This window comes from Janthinobacterium sp. SUN120, assembly GCF_030397735.1.
Lineage (GTDB): Bacteria > Pseudomonadota > Gammaproteobacteria > Burkholderiales > Burkholderiaceae_D > Janthinobacterium > Janthinobacterium kumbetense.
On the sequence record NZ_JAPUBW010000001.1, the window covers coordinates 1,387,503 to 1,404,910 of the forward strand.

Genomic DNA, 17,408 nt, shown 5'->3' on the forward strand with positions numbered 1-17,408 from the left:
GCGCGCGGCGGCGCCAGGACGCCAGGCCGAGGCTAGGTCATGGCGGGCAGCCCCCGCAGCAGCTTGTCGAGGGTCAGCGGATAGTCGCGCACGCGTACCCCCGTCGCGTTATAGACGGCATTCGCGATCGCGGCCGCCACGCCGCAGATGCCCAGTTCGCCCACGCCCTTGGCTTTCATGGGCGAGGACATGGGGTCCGTTTCATCGAGGAAGATGACGTCCTGGTGCGGGATGTCGGCGTGCACGGGCACTTCGTAGCCGGCCAGGTCGTGGTTGACGAAGTAGCCGCGGCGCTGGTCGACCACCAGTTCTTCCATCAGCGCCGCGCCCGCGCCCATGGTCATGGCGCCGATCACCTGGCTGCGCGCCGCTTTCGGGTTCAAAATGCGGCCGGCCGCGCACACGGCCAGCATGCGGCGCACGCGCACTTCGCCCGTGTCGCTGTCCACGCCCACTTCGACGAAATGCGCGCCGAACGTCGATTGCTGGAATTTTTTATCGAGGTCGCCATATTCCATGCGGTCTTCCGCGACGACGTCGCCATGGTAGGCGGCCGCTGCGAGCGGCACGCTGCGCTCGCCCTGGCTCACCTGGCCATCCGAAAAGCGCGCCTCCTTCTCATCGAAACCCAGCTTGGCGGCGATGGCCTGGCGCAGGCGCACGCAGGCCGCGTACACGCCGGCAGTGGAACTGTTGCCGCCCCACTGCCCGCCCGAACCGGCCGAGACGGGAAAATCCGAGTCGCCCAGGCGCACGACGACCCGCGTCAAGGTCACGCCCAGCATTTCCGCCGCCGTCTGCGCGATGATGGTGTAACTGCCCGTGCCGATGTCCGTCATGTCCGTTTCCACGGTCACGATGCCGTCGGCGTCGAGGCGCACGCGGGCGGCGGACTGCATGACGAGGTTGTTGCGGAAGGCGGCCGCCACGCCCATGCCCACGAGCCAGCGGCCATCGCGCCGCATGCCCGGCTGCGTCGACCTCTCCTTCCAGCCGAATTCCACGGCGCCCGTGCGCAGGCAATCGATCAGGCGGCGCTGGGAAAACGGTCTGCCCGGTTTTTCCGGGTCCACTTTCGTGTCGTTCAGGATGCGAAAGACGATGGGGTCCATTTTCAATTTATCGGCCATTTCGTCCATGGCGACTTCCAGCGCCATCAGCCCCGGCGCCTCGCCCGGCGCGCGCATGGCATTGCCTTCCGGCAAATCGAGCACGGCCAGGCGCATGGCCGTCATGCGGTTCGGCCCCGCATACAGCAGCCGCGTCTGCATCACGGCCGTTTCCGGCTGGCCCCCTTTCAAGTCGCCCGACCACGATTCATGGCCGATGGCCGTGATCTTGCCATCGCGCGTGGCGCCGAGGCGCAGGCGCTGGATGGTGGCGGGCCGGTGCGTCGTGTTGTTGAACATCAAGGGCCGCGTCAGGGCCACCTTGACGGGACGCTGCGCCGCGCGCGCCCCCAGGGCTGCCAGCAAGGCTTCCGCGCGCACGAACAGCTTGCCGCCGAAACCGCCGCCGATGTAGGGCGAGACGATGCGCACCTTGTCTTTCGGCACGCCCAGGGTGCGGGCCAGGTCGCCGCGGCCCCAGTCCACCATCTGGTTCGCCGTCCACACCGTCAATTTATCCCCTTCCCAGGCGGCAATCGAAGCGTGCGGCTCCATCATGGCGTGCGACTGGTCGGGCGTCGTATAAGTGGCGTCCAGGCGCACGGGGGCCTGGGCATAGGCGACGGCAAAGTTGCCCGTCTTGCTGTCGGGCTGGCCATCCTTCGGCCTGGTGGCCGTATTCTTCGCCTTGGCCAGGTCGAAAACACCCGGCTGTTCGACATACTTAACGTCAAGCAACTGCGCGGCCGAGCGGGCTTGTTCGAAGGTTTCCGCCACCACCAGGGCGATGGCCTGGTGGTAATGCTCGACCTCGGGGCCGCCCAGCAGCCTGGCCGTGTTCATCTTGCCTTTGCCCAATTTCCCAGCCGATTCCGCCGTCACCACGGCCAGCACGCCGGGCGCGCGCCGCGCCGCGCTGGTGTCGATGGAGGCGATGCGGCCCCTGGCGATGGCCGCGCCGACGACCTGGCCGTAGGCGGCGTGCGGCGCGGCCTTGTTTTGTTCATAGGCGTACGGCGCCGTGCCCGTGGTTTTCAGGGGGCCGTCGATGCGGTCCGTGGGGCGGCCCACGACTTTCAGCTGGTCGATGGGATTGGTGGTCGCCGGTGTCGTAAATTTCATGGCCCTAGCCTTTCTGTGCGGATGCGTGCGCCATCACGGCGGCGATCGTGCGCTGCGCCAGGGTCACCTTGAAGGCGTTGTCGGCCGTCGGCAGGGCGCCGGCCAGCAGGCGTTCGCTCACGGCGGCGGCGCCTTGCGGCATCGATTGCTCCGCCGCGGCAATTCTCCACGGCTGCGGCGCGACGCCGCCCAGGGCCAGCCTGCCCGTGCCGTCCGGCAAGATAATCGCCGCCACGGACACCAGCGCGAACGCATACGAGGCGCGGTCGCGCACCTTGCGGTAGACGTGCATGCCGCCGACGGGCCGGGGCAAGGTGACGCTGGTGATCAGCTCGCCCGGCTGCAGCACGGTTTCCAGCTGCGGCGTGCTGCCCGGCAAGCGGTAGAAATCGGCGATGGGGATGGTGCGCACGGCGCCGTCGGCCCGCACCGTGTCGATGGAAGCGTCGAGCACGCGCATGGCCACGGCCATGTCGCTGGGATGCGTGGCGATACAGGCTTCGCTGCCGCCCAAAATCGCCAGCGGCCGGCTGAAGCCGGCGATGGCCGAACAACCGCTGCCCGGCACGCGCTTGTTGCACGCCTGGTTCGTGTCATAGAAGTACGGGCAGCGCGTGCGCTGCAACAAGTTGCCGGCCGTCGTCGCCTTGTTGCGCAATTGCGCCGAAGCGCCGGCCAGCAAGGCGCGCGACAGCACGGCATAATCGCGCCGCACCGTGGCGTGCGCCGCCAGCGCCGTGTTGCGCACGAGGGCGCCGATGCGCAAGCCGCCGTCCTTTGTAGTTTCCACCTTGTCCAGGGCGAGGCCATTGACGTCGATCAAATGCGCGGGCGTTTCGATGTCCAGTTTCATCAGATCGAGCAGATTCGTGCCGCCGGCGATGAACCTGGCCCCCGGCGTGTTCACGGCGGCGGCCGCCGCTTCGGCCAGCGTGGCGGGCTTCTGGTAGCTGAACACTCTCATGCCGGCCTCCCCGCCACTTCCGTGATGGCTTCGATGATGTTGGAATACGCGCCGCAGCGGCAGAGATTGCCGCTCATGCGTTCGCGCAATTCTTCCGGCGTCGCCTGCGGCGCCGCATTCAAGTCGGTGCTGACGTGGCTGGGGATGCCCTGGCGGATCTCGCCCAGCGCGGCCACGGCCGAACAGATCTGCCCCGGAGTGCAATAGCCGCATTGATAGCCGTCATGCGCGATGAAAGCCGCCTGCATGGGGTGCAGTTTGTCGGGCGTGCCCATCCCCTCGATGGTGGTGACCTTCGCGCCGTCATGCATCACGGCCAGGGTCAGGCAGGCATTGATGCGCTGGCCGTCGAGCAGGACGGTGCAGGCGCCGCATTGCCCGTGGTCGCAGCCCTTCTTGGTGCCCGTCAGGTGCAGGTGTTCGCGCAAGGCGTCGAGCAAGGTGGTGCGCGTGTCGAGTTCCAGGCTGCGGCGCTGGCCGTTGACGTCCAGGCTGACTTGCATCAGGACGGGCGGCGCCTGGCCGGACGTGCTCACCGCTTGCGCCGCTCCCGCCACGCCGGGCACGGCCACCGCCGTGGCCGACAGCGCGCCGGCGATCAGCACGCCGCGCCTGCCAGCATTGATGTGATTACACTCGGTCATGTCGCGCTTCCTCCTGGCAGTGGGCTGGGTGGGCGCATGCAGGCCCGGAGTTCCACTCTGTCAGCGGAATTTCTGCGCGTCTGTACGCGAACGAACGTAAAACATGGGGGAGCGCCTATCCTTGGCGCAAGCGCAGGCCGCGCCGGGTCGTGCCGACGCCCCCCTGCGCCGCGTAACCCGTGTGGCGCGCGCAATGGTCGAGCGCCTGGCGCAGGGCCGTATCGACGTTGCGCAGCGACATGTCGTGCCGCTCGGCCACTTCCTGGCGGGTCAGTTCATCCACGCGCAGCGCTTCGAGCACTTGCCGGTGGCGCCGCGGCAGCAAGTCGACGGCCTGCGCCAGGCGCCGCACGTCCGCCTGCAGCTCGGCCAGGCGTTCCGGCCCGGCCGCCGTATCGGCCAGGAAATCGACCAGGCCGGCGGCGCCATCGTCACCGCCCTCGTCCGCATACAGCCAGGCGCGGTTGCGGCGCAGGCTGTCCATGGCCGCATTGCACGCCACGCGGAAGACATAGGCGACGGGGCTGTGCGCCAGCGCCGCGCCGTCGCCGGCCGCCAGCGCGCCCAGCCGCAGCCAGGCGTCGTGCAGGCTGTCGCTGGCCAGCTCGGTGCAGCCCAGGTGGCGCGCCAGGCGCCGGTGCAGTCCCGCGTAATTGCCTTCCAGCACCGCCTGCAGCCGGGCGCCCTGAGCGGGAAACGATGGCGGCGGGGCTACATCGTTGGCCGCCCGCAGGCGGGGCCGGATGGCTGGCCGGTACCAGGCCATGCCCGCATGCCCGCCAGCGCCCGGCATGCGCAAGGGCAAGGCATCGGCCGCCTTCGCCATGCCGGCCATCATGGCGACAACCTGCTGCGCTCTTGCGCCGTCAGCTGGCGCGTGGCCGATTCCGGCAAGGTGCCCAGGCCCAGCACGCGCACGGCGCTGCGCGGGTTGTAGTCGGCCGCCTCGATGCGCGCGCCCTCCTGCGGCGTCGCTTGCGCGCTGTCGGGCGGCGCCTCGCTGCCAAAGCCCAGCACGCGCACCGTGAACACGGATGGCTGCGCGGAACGGGTGGCTGCGCGCTCGCGCTGCACCACGTCCTGCGCCGCCGCCGTGGCCTGGGAAGCGGCCGCGCTGGCGTTCGTCATGGCCGCCACGTTGACGGACGCCGCCGTCGGCATGCCCTTCGCTTCGCCCTTGACCTGGATATTCGCCGCATTCATCACCTTCAGCGCGGCCAGGTTGACGTTGCCCGAGACGCGGATGCCCGCCTCGCCCGCGTCGATGGTGCCCAGCGGGGCCAGCAAGTCCACGTCGCCGGCCGGCACTTCCGCGATCGGCGCCAGGGTGGCGATGCCGGCGCCCGTGCTCGGCACGTCGGACGACAGGCTCACGTTGCCCCAGTTGTCATACACGCGCTTGGGCGGCGTGTAGACGATGGTCGACTTCGAACCGCGCCCCGCGTTGATGTCGCCTTCCGACGACCAGCCGAGGATATCGCCGCCAAACGTCGTCATGATGCGGCTCTGGCCCAGCAGGATGCTGCCGTGCGAAAACAGCTCGATATTGCCGCCGCCCTTGGTGATGACGCCCGAGGTCGCCGGCGGCGCCTCGCCTTCGATGCCGAACACCTGCTTGCCGCCTGGCGTCAGCAGCTGGATGTCGCCGCCGAAGTTCGTGTGCACATAGCCGCTGCGGGGAAAGTAATCCCAGCGCTGCTCGCCGTCATTGCGCACCGCGTACAGGCCGCGGTACATGACGATGTCGCCCGCATAGGCAAGCGCCTTGCCATTGGCGTCCGTGGCCGGCGCCAGGGCCGCGATGGCGTTGCGGCTGCGCAGGAAACTGCCATAGCGCGAGCTGTCCCAGTCGTTGTATTCGCGCCCGCCCGCCTTCAGTTCCGCGAAATACACATTGCGGGCAAACACGCGCTGCTGCGGCTCGGGCAGGGCCAGGTAAAAGGCCAGAACCTCGGCGGCCGTGCCCTTGAAACCGTAGCGTTCGCCCAGCCACGCCGCCAGTTCGCTGTCGTACGCTTTCACTACCTTGCCGGCCTGGTCGGCCAGCGGCACGCCCTTCTGCGCCACGTTCGCCGGGTCGAGATACGGCTTGACGAAGCGCAGGTAGTCGAGTCCGGCCGCGCCCACGCCCGCCTGCATGGCGATGCCGGCGCCCGGACGCTTGTCGCCCGCCACCACGGGACCGAGGCTGACGACGCTGCCCTTGTCCTGCATCAATATGTTGCGCCCGGCGCTGATGTCCAGCGTGCCGGGACCGGCCACGTTGAAGGAACTGTTCAGGATGTCGCGCCCGGCCGACACCACCGATACGTCAAATGCATTATTGTGCACGAACAGGTTGCTGTAATTGCGGAACATCATGTCGCCGTCGCCCCTGGCACCCACGGCTTCCAGCTGGGCCGTGCCGCTGCCGACGATATCGCGGCCCGCCTTCATCCACACCGGCTGCGCCCCCTCGTACCAGGTGACGCCCGCCCGCGGGGCATCGTAAAACGCGACCATGCGGCCGCTGTTCACGCCCATCAGGTCGCCCGTGACGGCATAGATGCGCGCCGCCTGCGTGCCGCTGTTGGCCGGGCCGGCGGCGGAATCGGGGCCGAAGGCGAACAGGGGATAGTTCACTGTCGACGATGGCACGCCCGTGCTCGCGACATTGTCGGCCAAGGGCGTCAGGCTGCCAGGCCTGAGGTTCCACGCCGCGAAGGCGGGCTTGAACGGCGTCGCCATGCTGTCGGCGGCAGCGCCGGACTGGCTGATGGCATAGCCGCCCGCATAGATGGAGTCGCCGGCCAGCCATTGCAGCTGGGCGTTGGGCGACGGCGCCAGCAGCAAAGGCGCGGCATACAGCGATGCGGAGCTCCAGTCCGTGATGGCCTTGCCATAGTACAGGCTGCCATGCGGCGCCGCGACCCGCACGATGGACGGGTAGACGATGGCCAGGTCGGTGGCCGTGTCGATGCCCGCCGTCAGCGGCGTCATGTTGCCGCCGGCGGAGAGCAGGTCGAGCGCCGTGCGCGGCGTCCACAGGCTGAACCAGCTGTAGCCGGCGCCCTGCTCGCCCGACGCGCTGGTATAGGACGAGGTATTGAGCTGCAGGACGCGGCCGGGATCGGCCACTTCCTGCAGCACCTGGTCGCCCAGGGTTGCCACGCTGAAGGTGGCGTCGCCCGGTACCAGGGTCATGCCGCCCCGTGGCGTCGCGCGCGTGGCGCGGAAGGCGTCGAAGGCGCGCGTTTCCAGCGGCACGTGGTCGGTCCCCCAGGTGCCGTACTGCAGCGCAACGGTGCCCAGCTGGCCCGCCGCCACGTCGGCATGGCCGCGCAGGTCGGCCAGCGCGCCATTCAAGTGTCCGTCACCGGGCTTGCTGGCGGGATTGAGGGCGCCGCCCACGCGCAGGTCCAGGTCGCCGCCGCCCGTCAGTTGCAGGCTGCCATCGGCGAGCACGCGGCCGGTGCTGCCTACGGCCAGCAGCAAGCCTTGCGAGCGCACATTGATGTTGCTGTCGTAGATAGCGCCGACCTGCCGCGCCAGCATGCCGGCGTCGCCCGCCACGTCGGCGCGCACATTGCCGCCGCCCAGGGTGCCGAAGCCCGTAAAGCCCAGCACGGTGTCGGCCAGGCCGCTGCGGGCAGCATAGGTGCCGAAATTGATCCACCACGCCGTCGGCTGGGCCGGGCCGCCCGTGGCCACGCCACCGCTGCCCTGGCGCCACAGCCAGTTGCCCACCGCCACCGAACCGCCCAGGCCATCCTTGTTGACGGGACGCCCGTTGCTGGCCGCCGCCGCGCCCACCAGCGAACCGCTCAGGTCGCCAGCCACCTGCAGCAGCAGATTGCCGCCCTGGTCCGGATACCAGGCGCGGTAGAGGCTGTCGCTGCCGCCGTCGACGAGGCGCTCATGCGCGCCGTCGGGGTTGGACAGCACCGTGCCGTCCAGCCCCCGCGCGCGCGGCAGGTTGTACGGGTCGCCGGCCGCCGTCGCCACCGACGACGTGCCGGCCGTGTACACGCCATACAGGCTGTCCATGCGCAAGTTGCCGCCGCTGACCAGGTCCAGGTCGCCCGTGCCCGTGCGCAGCACGCTGTAGCGCAGGCTGGACGCCTTGTAGTCGAACGTGGGCTGCGACGTGCCGCACCAGGTGGGATTCTCCTCGCACATGGTGGGCCAGCCCAGACCGTCGAGGTCGACCACGTCGCCCGCCTTCACGCTGGGGTCAGCGAACTCTTCCGCGCCCGCCCTGGTCCACACGTATGCCACCTTCAGCACGCACAGGCTCGGGTCGTTGGCGCAAAATACCTCGACAGTCTGGCCGAACTGGCTGGTGAATTCCTCGGTGATGGGCTCGCCCGCCACGATTCCGGGAATGCCTTCGCGCTCGCCCAGTTCCTGCGCTTCCTTGGTCCAGTACTGCACGCCCTTCGGCGGTATCAACACGCCATACATGCCGTAATGGCTGTCGGCCAGGCGCAGGGTGCCGTGCGCGGGATGCGCCTGCACGGCGCGCGTGTCGGCCCCGTCCAGGTCGGCGCCGGCTACCAGGCGCATGCCCCACGCCTGCGAGCCGTCGGCCAGCATGGGCGCGATGGCCCACAACCGGCCCTGGCGGCCCGCCACTTCCGGGCGCAGTTCGATGGCGTCCACGCCCGGCAGCAGCTTGACGTTCGTGCCATTCGGGATCAGCGCGCCGACGGGCAGCACCACCTTGCCGCTGAGGGTGACGACGTTGAGCTCGCCCAGCAAGCCGGGCAAGGCGACGCCTTTCGGCCAGGTCATGGCGCGCACCTTGATCAGCTGCCCAATCACGCTGCCCGCGTCGAGGCGCGTGCCGGATGGCAAGGTTTGTGCCGTGGCCAGCAAGGTGCCCGCAGCGTGGAGGACCTTGCCGGTGCTGTCGCGCACAGCGGCCGCCAGCACCGTGCCGGCCGGCAAGGTGAGCACCTGGTTCAGGACCACGTCCACGGGCAGACGCGTGTTGGCGCGGACATTGAAGGCCTTGACGGGCACGTCGTAATTGAGCGTGACGCCGCCCGGGAAGATGGTGCCGTCGGCCAGGGTCACGCCCTTGCCCGGCACGATGACGTCGCTGCCGTTGAAGTCGCGCCCCGGCAGCAGTTTCCAGCCGCTGTCGTCCTGGGTGGCAGGCGGCGGCGCGAAGCCGTCATTGATACTGCCGTAGATGCTCAAATCGCCGCCGGCGCGCAGCAGCAGGCTGCCCACCTCGCCCGAACCGCGCACGGTCGTCTGCTGGAAGCGGGGATTGAGGCTGGCGTAGCGCATGCCCGACAAATCCAGGTCGCCCTGCACCACCAGGTCGCCGTCCGCCGTCTTGCTGACGATATCGACGCCGGGACGCACATGCAGCGCATCGGCATACGCGGCCGTGGCCAGGCCCGCCAGTTTGCCGTTGCGCAAGGCCGTATTCGCCAGCGCCGCGTCGATGAAGGCCGTGCTGTCGCCGTGCTTGCTGTCAAGATACGCCTGGTTGATCACCTGATAGGGACGGCCGCTGGCCGCAAGGTCTGGCACGGGCTGCCCATCGGCGCCCGGCACAGTGGCGTAGGCCGCGTCGTCATAGCGCTGCATGGCGTTGACGGCGATGGATTTCGCGCCGCGAATGGTCAAACCGCCGCCGGCGGCGATGGCGATGTCGCCAAAGGTGGCGGCGTCCGCATCCGTGCGGGAACCGCCGCTGCCCAGGCGCGGCGCGTTCAGTTCCACCGTGCCGCGCGCGGCGCCGTCGTGCTCGCCCTTGCCCTTGCCGGCCACGGCGGCCGTGCCATGGCGCACGTCGATCTGCGCGCCGCCGGCCAGGTTCAATGCGCCTTCGCCCGCATTCAGTTCCACCATGGCGCGGTTCGGGCTGTCGATGATCTTGCCATAGCTGTCGACGCGCAGGACGGTGCCGTGCGCATCGAGCACGGCGCTGCCGGCCAGGGTCAGGCCATGCTTGCCGGCCAGGCGGATGCTGCCCACGCGCTCGCCGCTGGCATCGATCATGCCAGCGACGGTGAGGCGGCCATTGTCGACGGACACCTGCACCTCGCCCGCCTTGACCTCATTGCCGATCGTCAAGTCTCCCTGTTTCAGCTGGAAGCTGCGCGCGCCCGTCACGCCGCCGTCCGTCAGGCGCTTGTTCAGCGAGGCGAACTGGCTGTCCAGAGTGCCGCCGGCGCCCAGGGTCTGCGCGCGCACGTCCACGCTGCCATGGTTGTAGGGCACCACGGTGCCGCCCGCGTCGTAGCTGCCGCTGGCGCCGCCCAGGATCTTGCCCTGCAAGTCCACCATGCCGGCCCCGCCGTCGAGGGCCACGGCCTTCAGGCTGCCGGCGCGGTTATGCTCAGCCGACAGGTCGATCACGCTGCCCGCCCCCTGGCGGATGTCGCCGGCGCGGCTGTCCAGGATGACGTCGCCGCCCCAGCTGTATTTATCCACGTCAAAGAAGGTGCTCTTGCGGCCCGCCATGTCGATGCGCGCCGCGTCGGCCACGCTGATGTCGTGCAGGGCGTTGATGGTGAGCTTGCCGCTTGGCAGCACCACGGCCGTCGCCACGCTGACGCTGTCGCCGTTCAAGCTCAGCTGAGCACCGAGCCCATCGTTGTTCTTGACGGGCGCGGCGGGAGCCACGCCGGCCGGCGCCGCCACCGTCAGGGCGCCGCCCGCCGTGTAGCTGTGCGCGGAACCGGCGTCGCCCGTCAGCAGCGGCGTGCTGATGTGCAGGTTGCCGCCGCTGTACTGGAAGCCCTTGCCCGTCTCATATGCGCCCTGCGCCTGGTAGACGGACAGGCTGCCCTTGTGGTTGGCCGTGACTTGTCCCGACGCTTTCAGGTTGACCGTGCCAAAACCGAGCGCCAGGCGGTCGAACGAGGCGACACCGGCCGGCTGGGTGAACGGGCCGAAGCCGAAATCGATGCGTTCCGCTTCCAGGTTCAGGGTGCCGCTGCCCGTGCCGGCGCCGTGCGCGATCACGTTGCCGGCCGCCGACACGGCGCCGCCCCAGATCAGGTTGGCCGTGCGGATGGTGGCCGCCGTGCCGGCCCCGCCCTGGCCATACATGGCCGGCGTGGTCAGCACCAGGCGTTCCAGGTTCGATTTGCCGCTCGCCTTGTCGTAGGTGTCGAGCACCACGTCGCCATAGAAATTGACGCTGTCGGCCGCGCTCAGCATCAGCGCCTGCAGGGCGGGCGCGCCCGTGCTGGTATCGCCGCGCAGCAGGCGGTCCAGCACGCCCTGGTTCAGGGTCAGGCCGGAGGGACGCGTGCCGCTGGCCTGGGCCGCCGCCAGCGCCTCGTTCGAGCCGATATTGATGGCGCCCACGGCCAGGCTCAGGTTGCGCGTGCCGTAGCGGGCCGTGTCGTGCAGCTGGAAGCTGCCGCTGGTCGACAGCAGCAGGGTGCCTTCCGAGTACAGGCTGGCCGTGTCCGTGCACGCCAGCGCGCACATGCCGATGCGGATGCCGCCGCGCGCCGTGCCGCCCACGGGCGCCACGTTGAGCAAGCCGTTCGACGCTGCCAGCATGTGGATGTCCGCCTTGCTCTTGTAGATGAAGCCGTCGTTGGCGTCGTAGGCTGCCTTGCCCTTGCCCAAGGTGCTGATGCCGGCGCCGGCGGCGATATCGATCACGCCGATGCCCAGCTCGGTATTGCTGGGGTCCTGGGCGATCAGGAATACTTCAGGGGCGGACAGCACGGCGCCCGCGCGCAGATAGATGGCGCGCGCAAAATTGTTGCCGAAATTCACATAATTGCCGCCCTGGCCAAATTCCGTGATCGGCGAGCTGCCCACCACGATGCGCGCCGCGCCGATATTGTTCAGGCTTGAAGCGCGCACGCTGACCTGCCCGGCGCCGCTGGTGCCCGGCGCGCCGTCGCCAAGGATCTCGATGTCGCCAGCGGAAGGAATGCTCGACATCAGCACCACGGTGCCGCCGTAGCCCCCCTCGGCGGCGGCGAACTTGCCCGTGCCGCGGAACTGGAGCGTGTCCGCCCCGCCGCCGGGCGCCATGGTCAGCTTGAGCGTTTTCGCATCGGACGGCAGCAGCGCGCGGGGAATGCCCCGCGTTTGCGCGTCGGCCAGCGCGAAGGCGGCATAGCCCGTTTCGTTGTACTGCGAATACGTGCGCAAGACCTTGGCCGGCGTGAGTATCAGCTGGCTGGCCAGCGGCGCGCGGATGTCCGTGCCCGCGATCGACAGGGTGCCGGGCGCGGCCCAGGAACCGTTGCGCAGCGGCTGCGCCACGCTGCCGGCGCCGCCCTGGCCCGCCAGGCCGTTCAGTTCCACGCGAAAGGCGCCCGGCAGCAAGGCATAGGTGGACGGCATCAGCGTGTAGGTGCCGGCCGCCAGGCCCGGCACGCCGCTGCCTATCGTCACCTGCCGGCCCACGGCCGGGTCGGACGCCGCCTTTTCGCCGCCCGAAGGCGCTTGCGGCGCCTGCACGCCCGGCACGATGGCGTACACGGGGTTGGTGGCCAGGCCCGGCAGCACAAAGCCGCCGTTCGCTCCCACCTGCAACAGCGGATGGTAGCGCGCATCGGTGGAGCCGCCGCGGCCGGCGATGAAGCCGGCGCCCGTCAGTTCACCGCCGCCGGACAGGTCGAGCAGCGCGCCCGGCTGCACATCCACGGCTACGCCGGCCATTTCCACGCCGATGTGCAAGCTGCCCTGCGAATTGACGCCGCCCACGCCGATGAAGGTGGCCGCCTTGCCATCCACGTTCCAGTTCTGCCCGTCGACGGTGCCGCCATACGGCATGACCATGCCGGCGCCGCTGACGGAGGTGATGCTGTTGGCCAGCAGATTGACCGTCAGGCTCTTGTCATTGTCATAGCGGGCCACGCCGATCTCCAGGCGGCCCAGCGGCGCGCGCACGACGCCGCCCTGCTCGATATGCGCGGCCGCCAGCTCCAGCGAGCCGAAAGCGGAAGACGGCATGGCCGGCACGTCCGCCGTGCTCCGGCCGATGGTCAGGCTGTGCGCCGGATCGTAGCCGAACTTGCCGCCAACGGAACCATAGCCCACGCGCACGGCGGCGCCGGCGCCCGTGGCCGGATACAGCTGGGCCACATTGAGGGTCATGTCGCCGGGCGATGACAATACCGTCGACGGCTGGTTGCCGTCCCAGCCCAAGGGCGACAGCAGGAAGCGCAGGTCGCCGCGGCTGCTCAGGCGCACGTCGTCAGCCAGCATGTTCACCATGCCGCGCACGTCGATCAGGTCGCCCGCAATACTGATCTGGCTGGCAACCGGCGACGCCCCCGCGCTGCCCGGCGTCGTATAGAAATCGCGGCCGGCCGGCTTGATGCTGGCCAGGCGCACATACGGCGCCGCAATGCTGATGCGCGCACCGGGCTGGCTGCCGGGCGTGAGCACGGGCGCGCCGTACAGCTGGAAGCTTTGCTGCAGCCGCAGCGCCACGTCGCCGTCGAAGGAGGCGGCGCCCAGCAGCGCCAGGTTGGCGAAACCGCCCGCCTCCACCTGCTCCACGGAAAAACGGCCGTGGCCATACTGCAGCGTTGCCGCGGCGTCCTGCGCGCTCACGTGCGCGGCCAGGTCGCTGGCGCCCTGGCGCTGCGTCATGGCCAGCTGGCGGCCCTGCAGCACCTTGGGCGTGGCCAGCACTTTCAGGTACTCGGGCGTGCCCGTGGCCACGGACAGGGTGCCGCCCGCCGCGCCCGCGCCGCCGGCCCTGGCCCGCAGCTGGCCATCGAGGTACAAGCCATTGTTCGACGCCAGCGCGATGCTGCCGCCCGCGCTGGCCACGTCGATGGCGTCGCCATTGACGTCGAGCACGGCATGCGCGCCGGACGCATCGAGCACGGCGCCGTCGCGCACGACGACGAACAGGCTGGCCGCCGAAGTGCTGCCCTGTGCATGGTCGATCTCGCCGCCGACGACGATGCTGCCGCCATCGACCACCTTGCCGTAGCGCCGGCCCTGCGCATCCGTGGCGCTGACGGCGCGCGCGGCCACGTCCAGCACGGCATGCTCGCCGATCCAGATGGAACGGCCATGGCCGGCCGCTTCCACCGCTTCGGAAACCGTCCGGTCAACGCCCACGCCGCCCAGGCTGATCTTGCCGCCCCACGCGTTCAGGCGCCCTTCCACCGTCAGCTGGCCCACGCTGGACAGCTTGATGGACTGGCCCGCATCGACGCTCACCACGGCGTTCTTGCCCATCAGCAATTCGGCGATGGCCATGTCGGCCGCGCCGGACTGGATATCGCCCACCTGCACGGCAAGGCTGGCGCCCTTGCGCTGCGTCAAGGTGCCATTCAGCGGATTTTCCGTGACCTGTTCCGGCATCCACAGGGCCAGTTTCTCATTGTCCGCCACGCGCAATACCGGCATGCGCACGTCCACCTGCGTGCCGTCCGCTACCGTGACGCCTTGCTTGCCGACCAGGCTGTAGCTGGAAAAACCCTTGTCGAAGAAGCCGCCGTCCAGCTGCAGGGCGCCCGCCTCGGGTTTTTCAATGTGGCCGATCATGATCTTGTTGGCCTGCAATTCCAGCTTGCCGCCGCCCGCCACGCCGTGGCCGCGCACTTGCGCACCCTTGCCCAGCACCAGGTCGGCCTTCGGTCCGTAGCTGGCCAGGGTCACGTTGCCGCCCTTGCCGCCCTGCTGTTTCGCCTGCGCCAGGATGGCCGCGCCGGAACTGACGTCGACCAGGCTGCCATTGCCGATGCGCACGTCACCATACGTTCGCAACGATACGCTGCCGCCGTTCATATAAGGCAGGCCGGCGGCGGCCAGCGGATCGCGCAGCACGTTACTGAGCAGGCCGCTGGCATCGAGGCTGACGCCGTCGGCCAGCACCAGCGTGCCCGGAGGCACGCCAGGATTGACGAAGGTATCGAGCATGCCCAGCGAACCGATCTGGTTCAGCACGTTGCCGGCCGCGATGCTGCCGCCGCGGCTGCGCAGGCTGGCATTGATGGCCACGTCCTTGCCGAACAGGGTGATATTGCCGCCATCGGCCACCTGCAGCGCGCTGTCGACGGTGATCGCGCCCTTGGCGGCGATGCGCAGGGCGCCCAATTGCTGATTGTTCAGCAAGGTGGTGTCGAGCAGCAGCTTGCCCTCGCGCTCGGTAGACAGCACGCCAGTCACGTCGAGGCCGGCGGCGATGCCGTCCTGCACGCGCGTCAGGCGCACCTCGTCCATGACGGCCGACAGCGCATGCTGCAGCACGCCCGTGCGCTTGTCGAACATCGGCACGTACTGGCCCACGATCAGCTGCCCCCGCTGCGCGGCCGCCAGCTGCGACTGCTGGTAGCCGTCAAGCAGCGCTTGCGGCGCCTGCGCCTGGCGCTCGCCCTGGAAGACGTCGCCCGCGATGCCCCCTTCCAGCACGGCCGACCCCGTGGCCACCACCAGCTTGCCCGCGTCGCGGCCCACCGTGTAGCCGTTTTCCAGGCGCTTCTGTGCGGCGATCAATGGATTGGCGTAAAAAGCGCTGGCATCCTTGCCCCAGCGCACATGCTCTTCCTCGTAACCCTTGTAAACGCCCGCATACGGCAAGTCGGCGGGCGCGCTGCCGGCCTCATACAGCTTGCCGTCCGCGCCTTTCAGCCAGGTCTGGCGCAGCGCGCCCGTCTGCACGTCCAGGGTGCCGCCCGACAGGTTGATACTGGAGCCAAGCTGCGTGACGACATCCTTGCCGCCGAAGGTGACCGTGCCGCCCTGCGCCATCCATTCGCTGACGGAGTGGCCCTGCGTGCCCAGGTAACCGGCCACTTCCAGCAAGCCGCCCGCCGTGTACCAGCGGTCGCTGTCGTAGCCGTTCGTGCCTTTTGGCACGAACACCAGCTTGCGGCGGTCCACCCAGATATTGTTATTGATCAAAGCCTTGCCGTCGCGGTTGACGGGCGCATCGCGCTGCTCGTTGCCCTGCACGTTGATCTCGACATTGTTCGCTTCCATCGCCACCTTCACACCCACGGCGCCGGAAACGTCGAGCTGGGCGCCGTCGCGCAGCAGGCTGCGGCTGGCCGCGTTGACGGCGATCTGGCCGCCCGTGGCCAGGGTCAGGGAGTCGCCCATGAATTCCACCGTGCCGGCGCTGCCGATCTCGATGCGCGACTGGTCGCGGCGGTCGTTGACGGCGAGGATATTTTCCGTGGACGTCACGGCCGGGCCGCGCATGGCGTCGCGCTGGCTGTCGAGCGCCGTCGTCTTGCCGTCATCCTCGACGAGAATGGCCGTGGTGGCGCCGCGTCCCACGGTGACGGCCGCGTCGCTGCCCAGGGCATTGAGGTGGATGGTGCCGCGCGTGGCCGTGGTGGTGGACGCCAGCAGCACGCCATCCTGCTGCACCGTGCGCCCGGCCAGGGTGACGTCGCCTTCGCGCGCCTGGATCAGGCCCGTGTTGACCACCTTGCCCGCCGTGCTGCCGGCCGCGAACTGCGGCGTGACTTCGCTGCCGCGCGTGGTCGACAGCGGGTTGCCATCCGTGCCCACGCCTTTTTTAATGGTAAAGCTGTCGCCGGCGGCCAGCAGGGCCTGGCCTTTCGGCGTGCTGATCTCTCCCCCGTTGTGGACTTCCTTGCCTAGCAGCATCACATAGCCGCCCCCTTCCGTGCTGCCCTTGGGCGCATTGCTGGCGATGCGCGCCCCCGCCTGCACCTGCACCTTGCCGGCCGCGTCCGTGAACGTCGTGGCACCGGCCGTGCCGGCGCTGTAGATGCCGTTTTTCTGGAATTGCGCATCGCTGATGCGGGCCGCGGCCGCCACCAGGCTGCGCGTGTCGACCTGGCTCGCGCCGTTGAAGACGATGCCGTTGCGGTTGACGAGCAGCAGCGTGCCGTCGGCCTTGATCTGGCCCTGGATCTGGCTGGGACGGGCTTGCGGATCGTTGACCCGGTTCAGCACGGCCCAATCCTTTTGTTGCTGGAACGTCAAGGTCGTGTCCTTGCCGACGTTAAACGTTTCCCAGTTCAGGATGGCCTTGTCCGCCGTTTGCTGCACCACCACGGCCGTCTTGCCGTTCGCTACCGTCTGCACGGGCGCCTGGGCGTTGAGCCAGCCGGCCGTCAGGCTGTTGGTGTCGACCTGCAAGCCGCCTTTCACGAGGCCATCGGGTGCGCCGGGCACGCCAGCCGCCGCCTGGCGCGCCTGCGCCTGGGCCGCTTGCTGCGCGGCGATGGCGCGCGCGGCCAGGTTCAGGTTGTTGAGCGAGCGCTGCAACTGCTGATTTGCCTGCTGTTGCTGGCCCTCGGGCCGGCTGCCCAGCGGCAGCGGCTGGCCATTCGGCAGGCGGCCCGAAGTGGCCGCCGTATTCTGCGCCGCGCCCTTGGCCGCGAACCAGCCGCCGCTGAACGCCTGCTGCGCGCGGGCCGGCGTGGCAAAGGCGCCCGCCATCAGCATGGTGGTCAGTGCGTAGGCGAGCGGCGTGAGCCGCAAGCGGCTGCCCAGCGTGGAGGTACGCTGCGCGTCCATGTCGACGTTCGGGACTGGGCGCTGGGCAGTGTGAAGCTTGGTCATGGCAATGGTTTCCTGGCTAGAGAGAAGGGAACGGAGCCTGGCGGTAGCGCAAGCGTCCATGCCTCCATGACGTAGCCGGATGGCGGAAGG

General features: G+C 69.3%; 5 protein-coding genes. All 5 read right to left on the reverse strand.

All coding sequences use genetic code 11. The annotated features are described in order from the left end of the window. Positions 1-32 precede the first annotated feature (32 nt). Positions 33-2,231: an aldehyde oxidoreductase molybdenum-binding subunit PaoC gene (gene paoC, locus O0879_RS06105; RefSeq protein WP_289915386.1), complete on the reverse strand. Its 2,199-nt coding sequence runs from the start codon at positions 2,229-2,231 to the stop codon at positions 33-35. Between the two features lie 4 nt (positions 2,232-2,235). After that, the gene (locus O0879_RS06110; protein WP_289915387.1) at positions 2,236-3,195 is read right to left on the reverse strand and encodes a xanthine dehydrogenase family protein subunit M; all 960 of its coding nucleotides are present in this window, start codon (positions 3,193-3,195) and stop codon (positions 2,236-2,238) included. Continuing rightward, positions 3,192-3,839 carry an aldehyde dehydrogenase iron-sulfur subunit PaoA gene (gene paoA, locus O0879_RS06115; protein WP_289915389.1) on the reverse strand — a complete coding sequence of 216 codons (648 nt, stop codon included), beginning with the start codon at positions 3,837-3,839 and terminating at the stop codon, positions 3,192-3,194. Before paoA ends, O0879_RS06110 begins: the two co-directional genes overlap by 4 nt. A gap of 115 nt (positions 3,840-3,954) precedes the next feature. Next, complete coding sequence (locus O0879_RS06120; protein WP_289915391.1) at positions 3,955-4,677, reverse strand: sigma-70 family RNA polymerase sigma factor; 723 nt, start codon at positions 4,675-4,677, stop codon at positions 3,955-3,957. Further along, positions 4,674-17,318, reverse strand: coding sequence for a filamentous haemagglutinin family protein (locus O0879_RS06125; protein ID WP_289915393.1), 12,645 nt, complete (start codon positions 17,316-17,318; stop codon positions 4,674-4,676). The genes O0879_RS06120 and O0879_RS06125 overlap by 4 nt, the downstream gene beginning before the upstream one ends. Positions 17,319-17,408 lie beyond the last annotated feature (90 nt).

Bases quoted from the DNA above. Each gene is read 5' to 3' on its own strand.
- paoC (WP_289915386.1), bottom strand. From the start codon at position 2,231: ATGAAATTTACGACACCGGCGACCACCAATCCCATCGACCAGCTGAAA.
- O0879_RS06110 (WP_289915387.1), bottom strand. From the start codon at position 3,195: ATGAGAGTGTTCAGCTACCAGAAGCCCGCCACGCTGGCCGAAGCGGCG.
- paoA (WP_289915389.1), bottom strand. From the start codon at position 3,839: ATGACCGAGTGTAATCACATCAATGCTGGCAGGCGCGGCGTGCTGATC.
- O0879_RS06120 (WP_289915391.1), bottom strand. From the start codon at position 4,677: ATGATGGCCGGCATGGCGAAGGCGGCCGATGCCTTGCCCTTGCGCATG.
- O0879_RS06125 (WP_289915393.1), bottom strand. From the start codon at position 17,318: ATGACCAAGCTTCACACTGCCCAGCGCCCAGTCCCGAACGTCGACATG.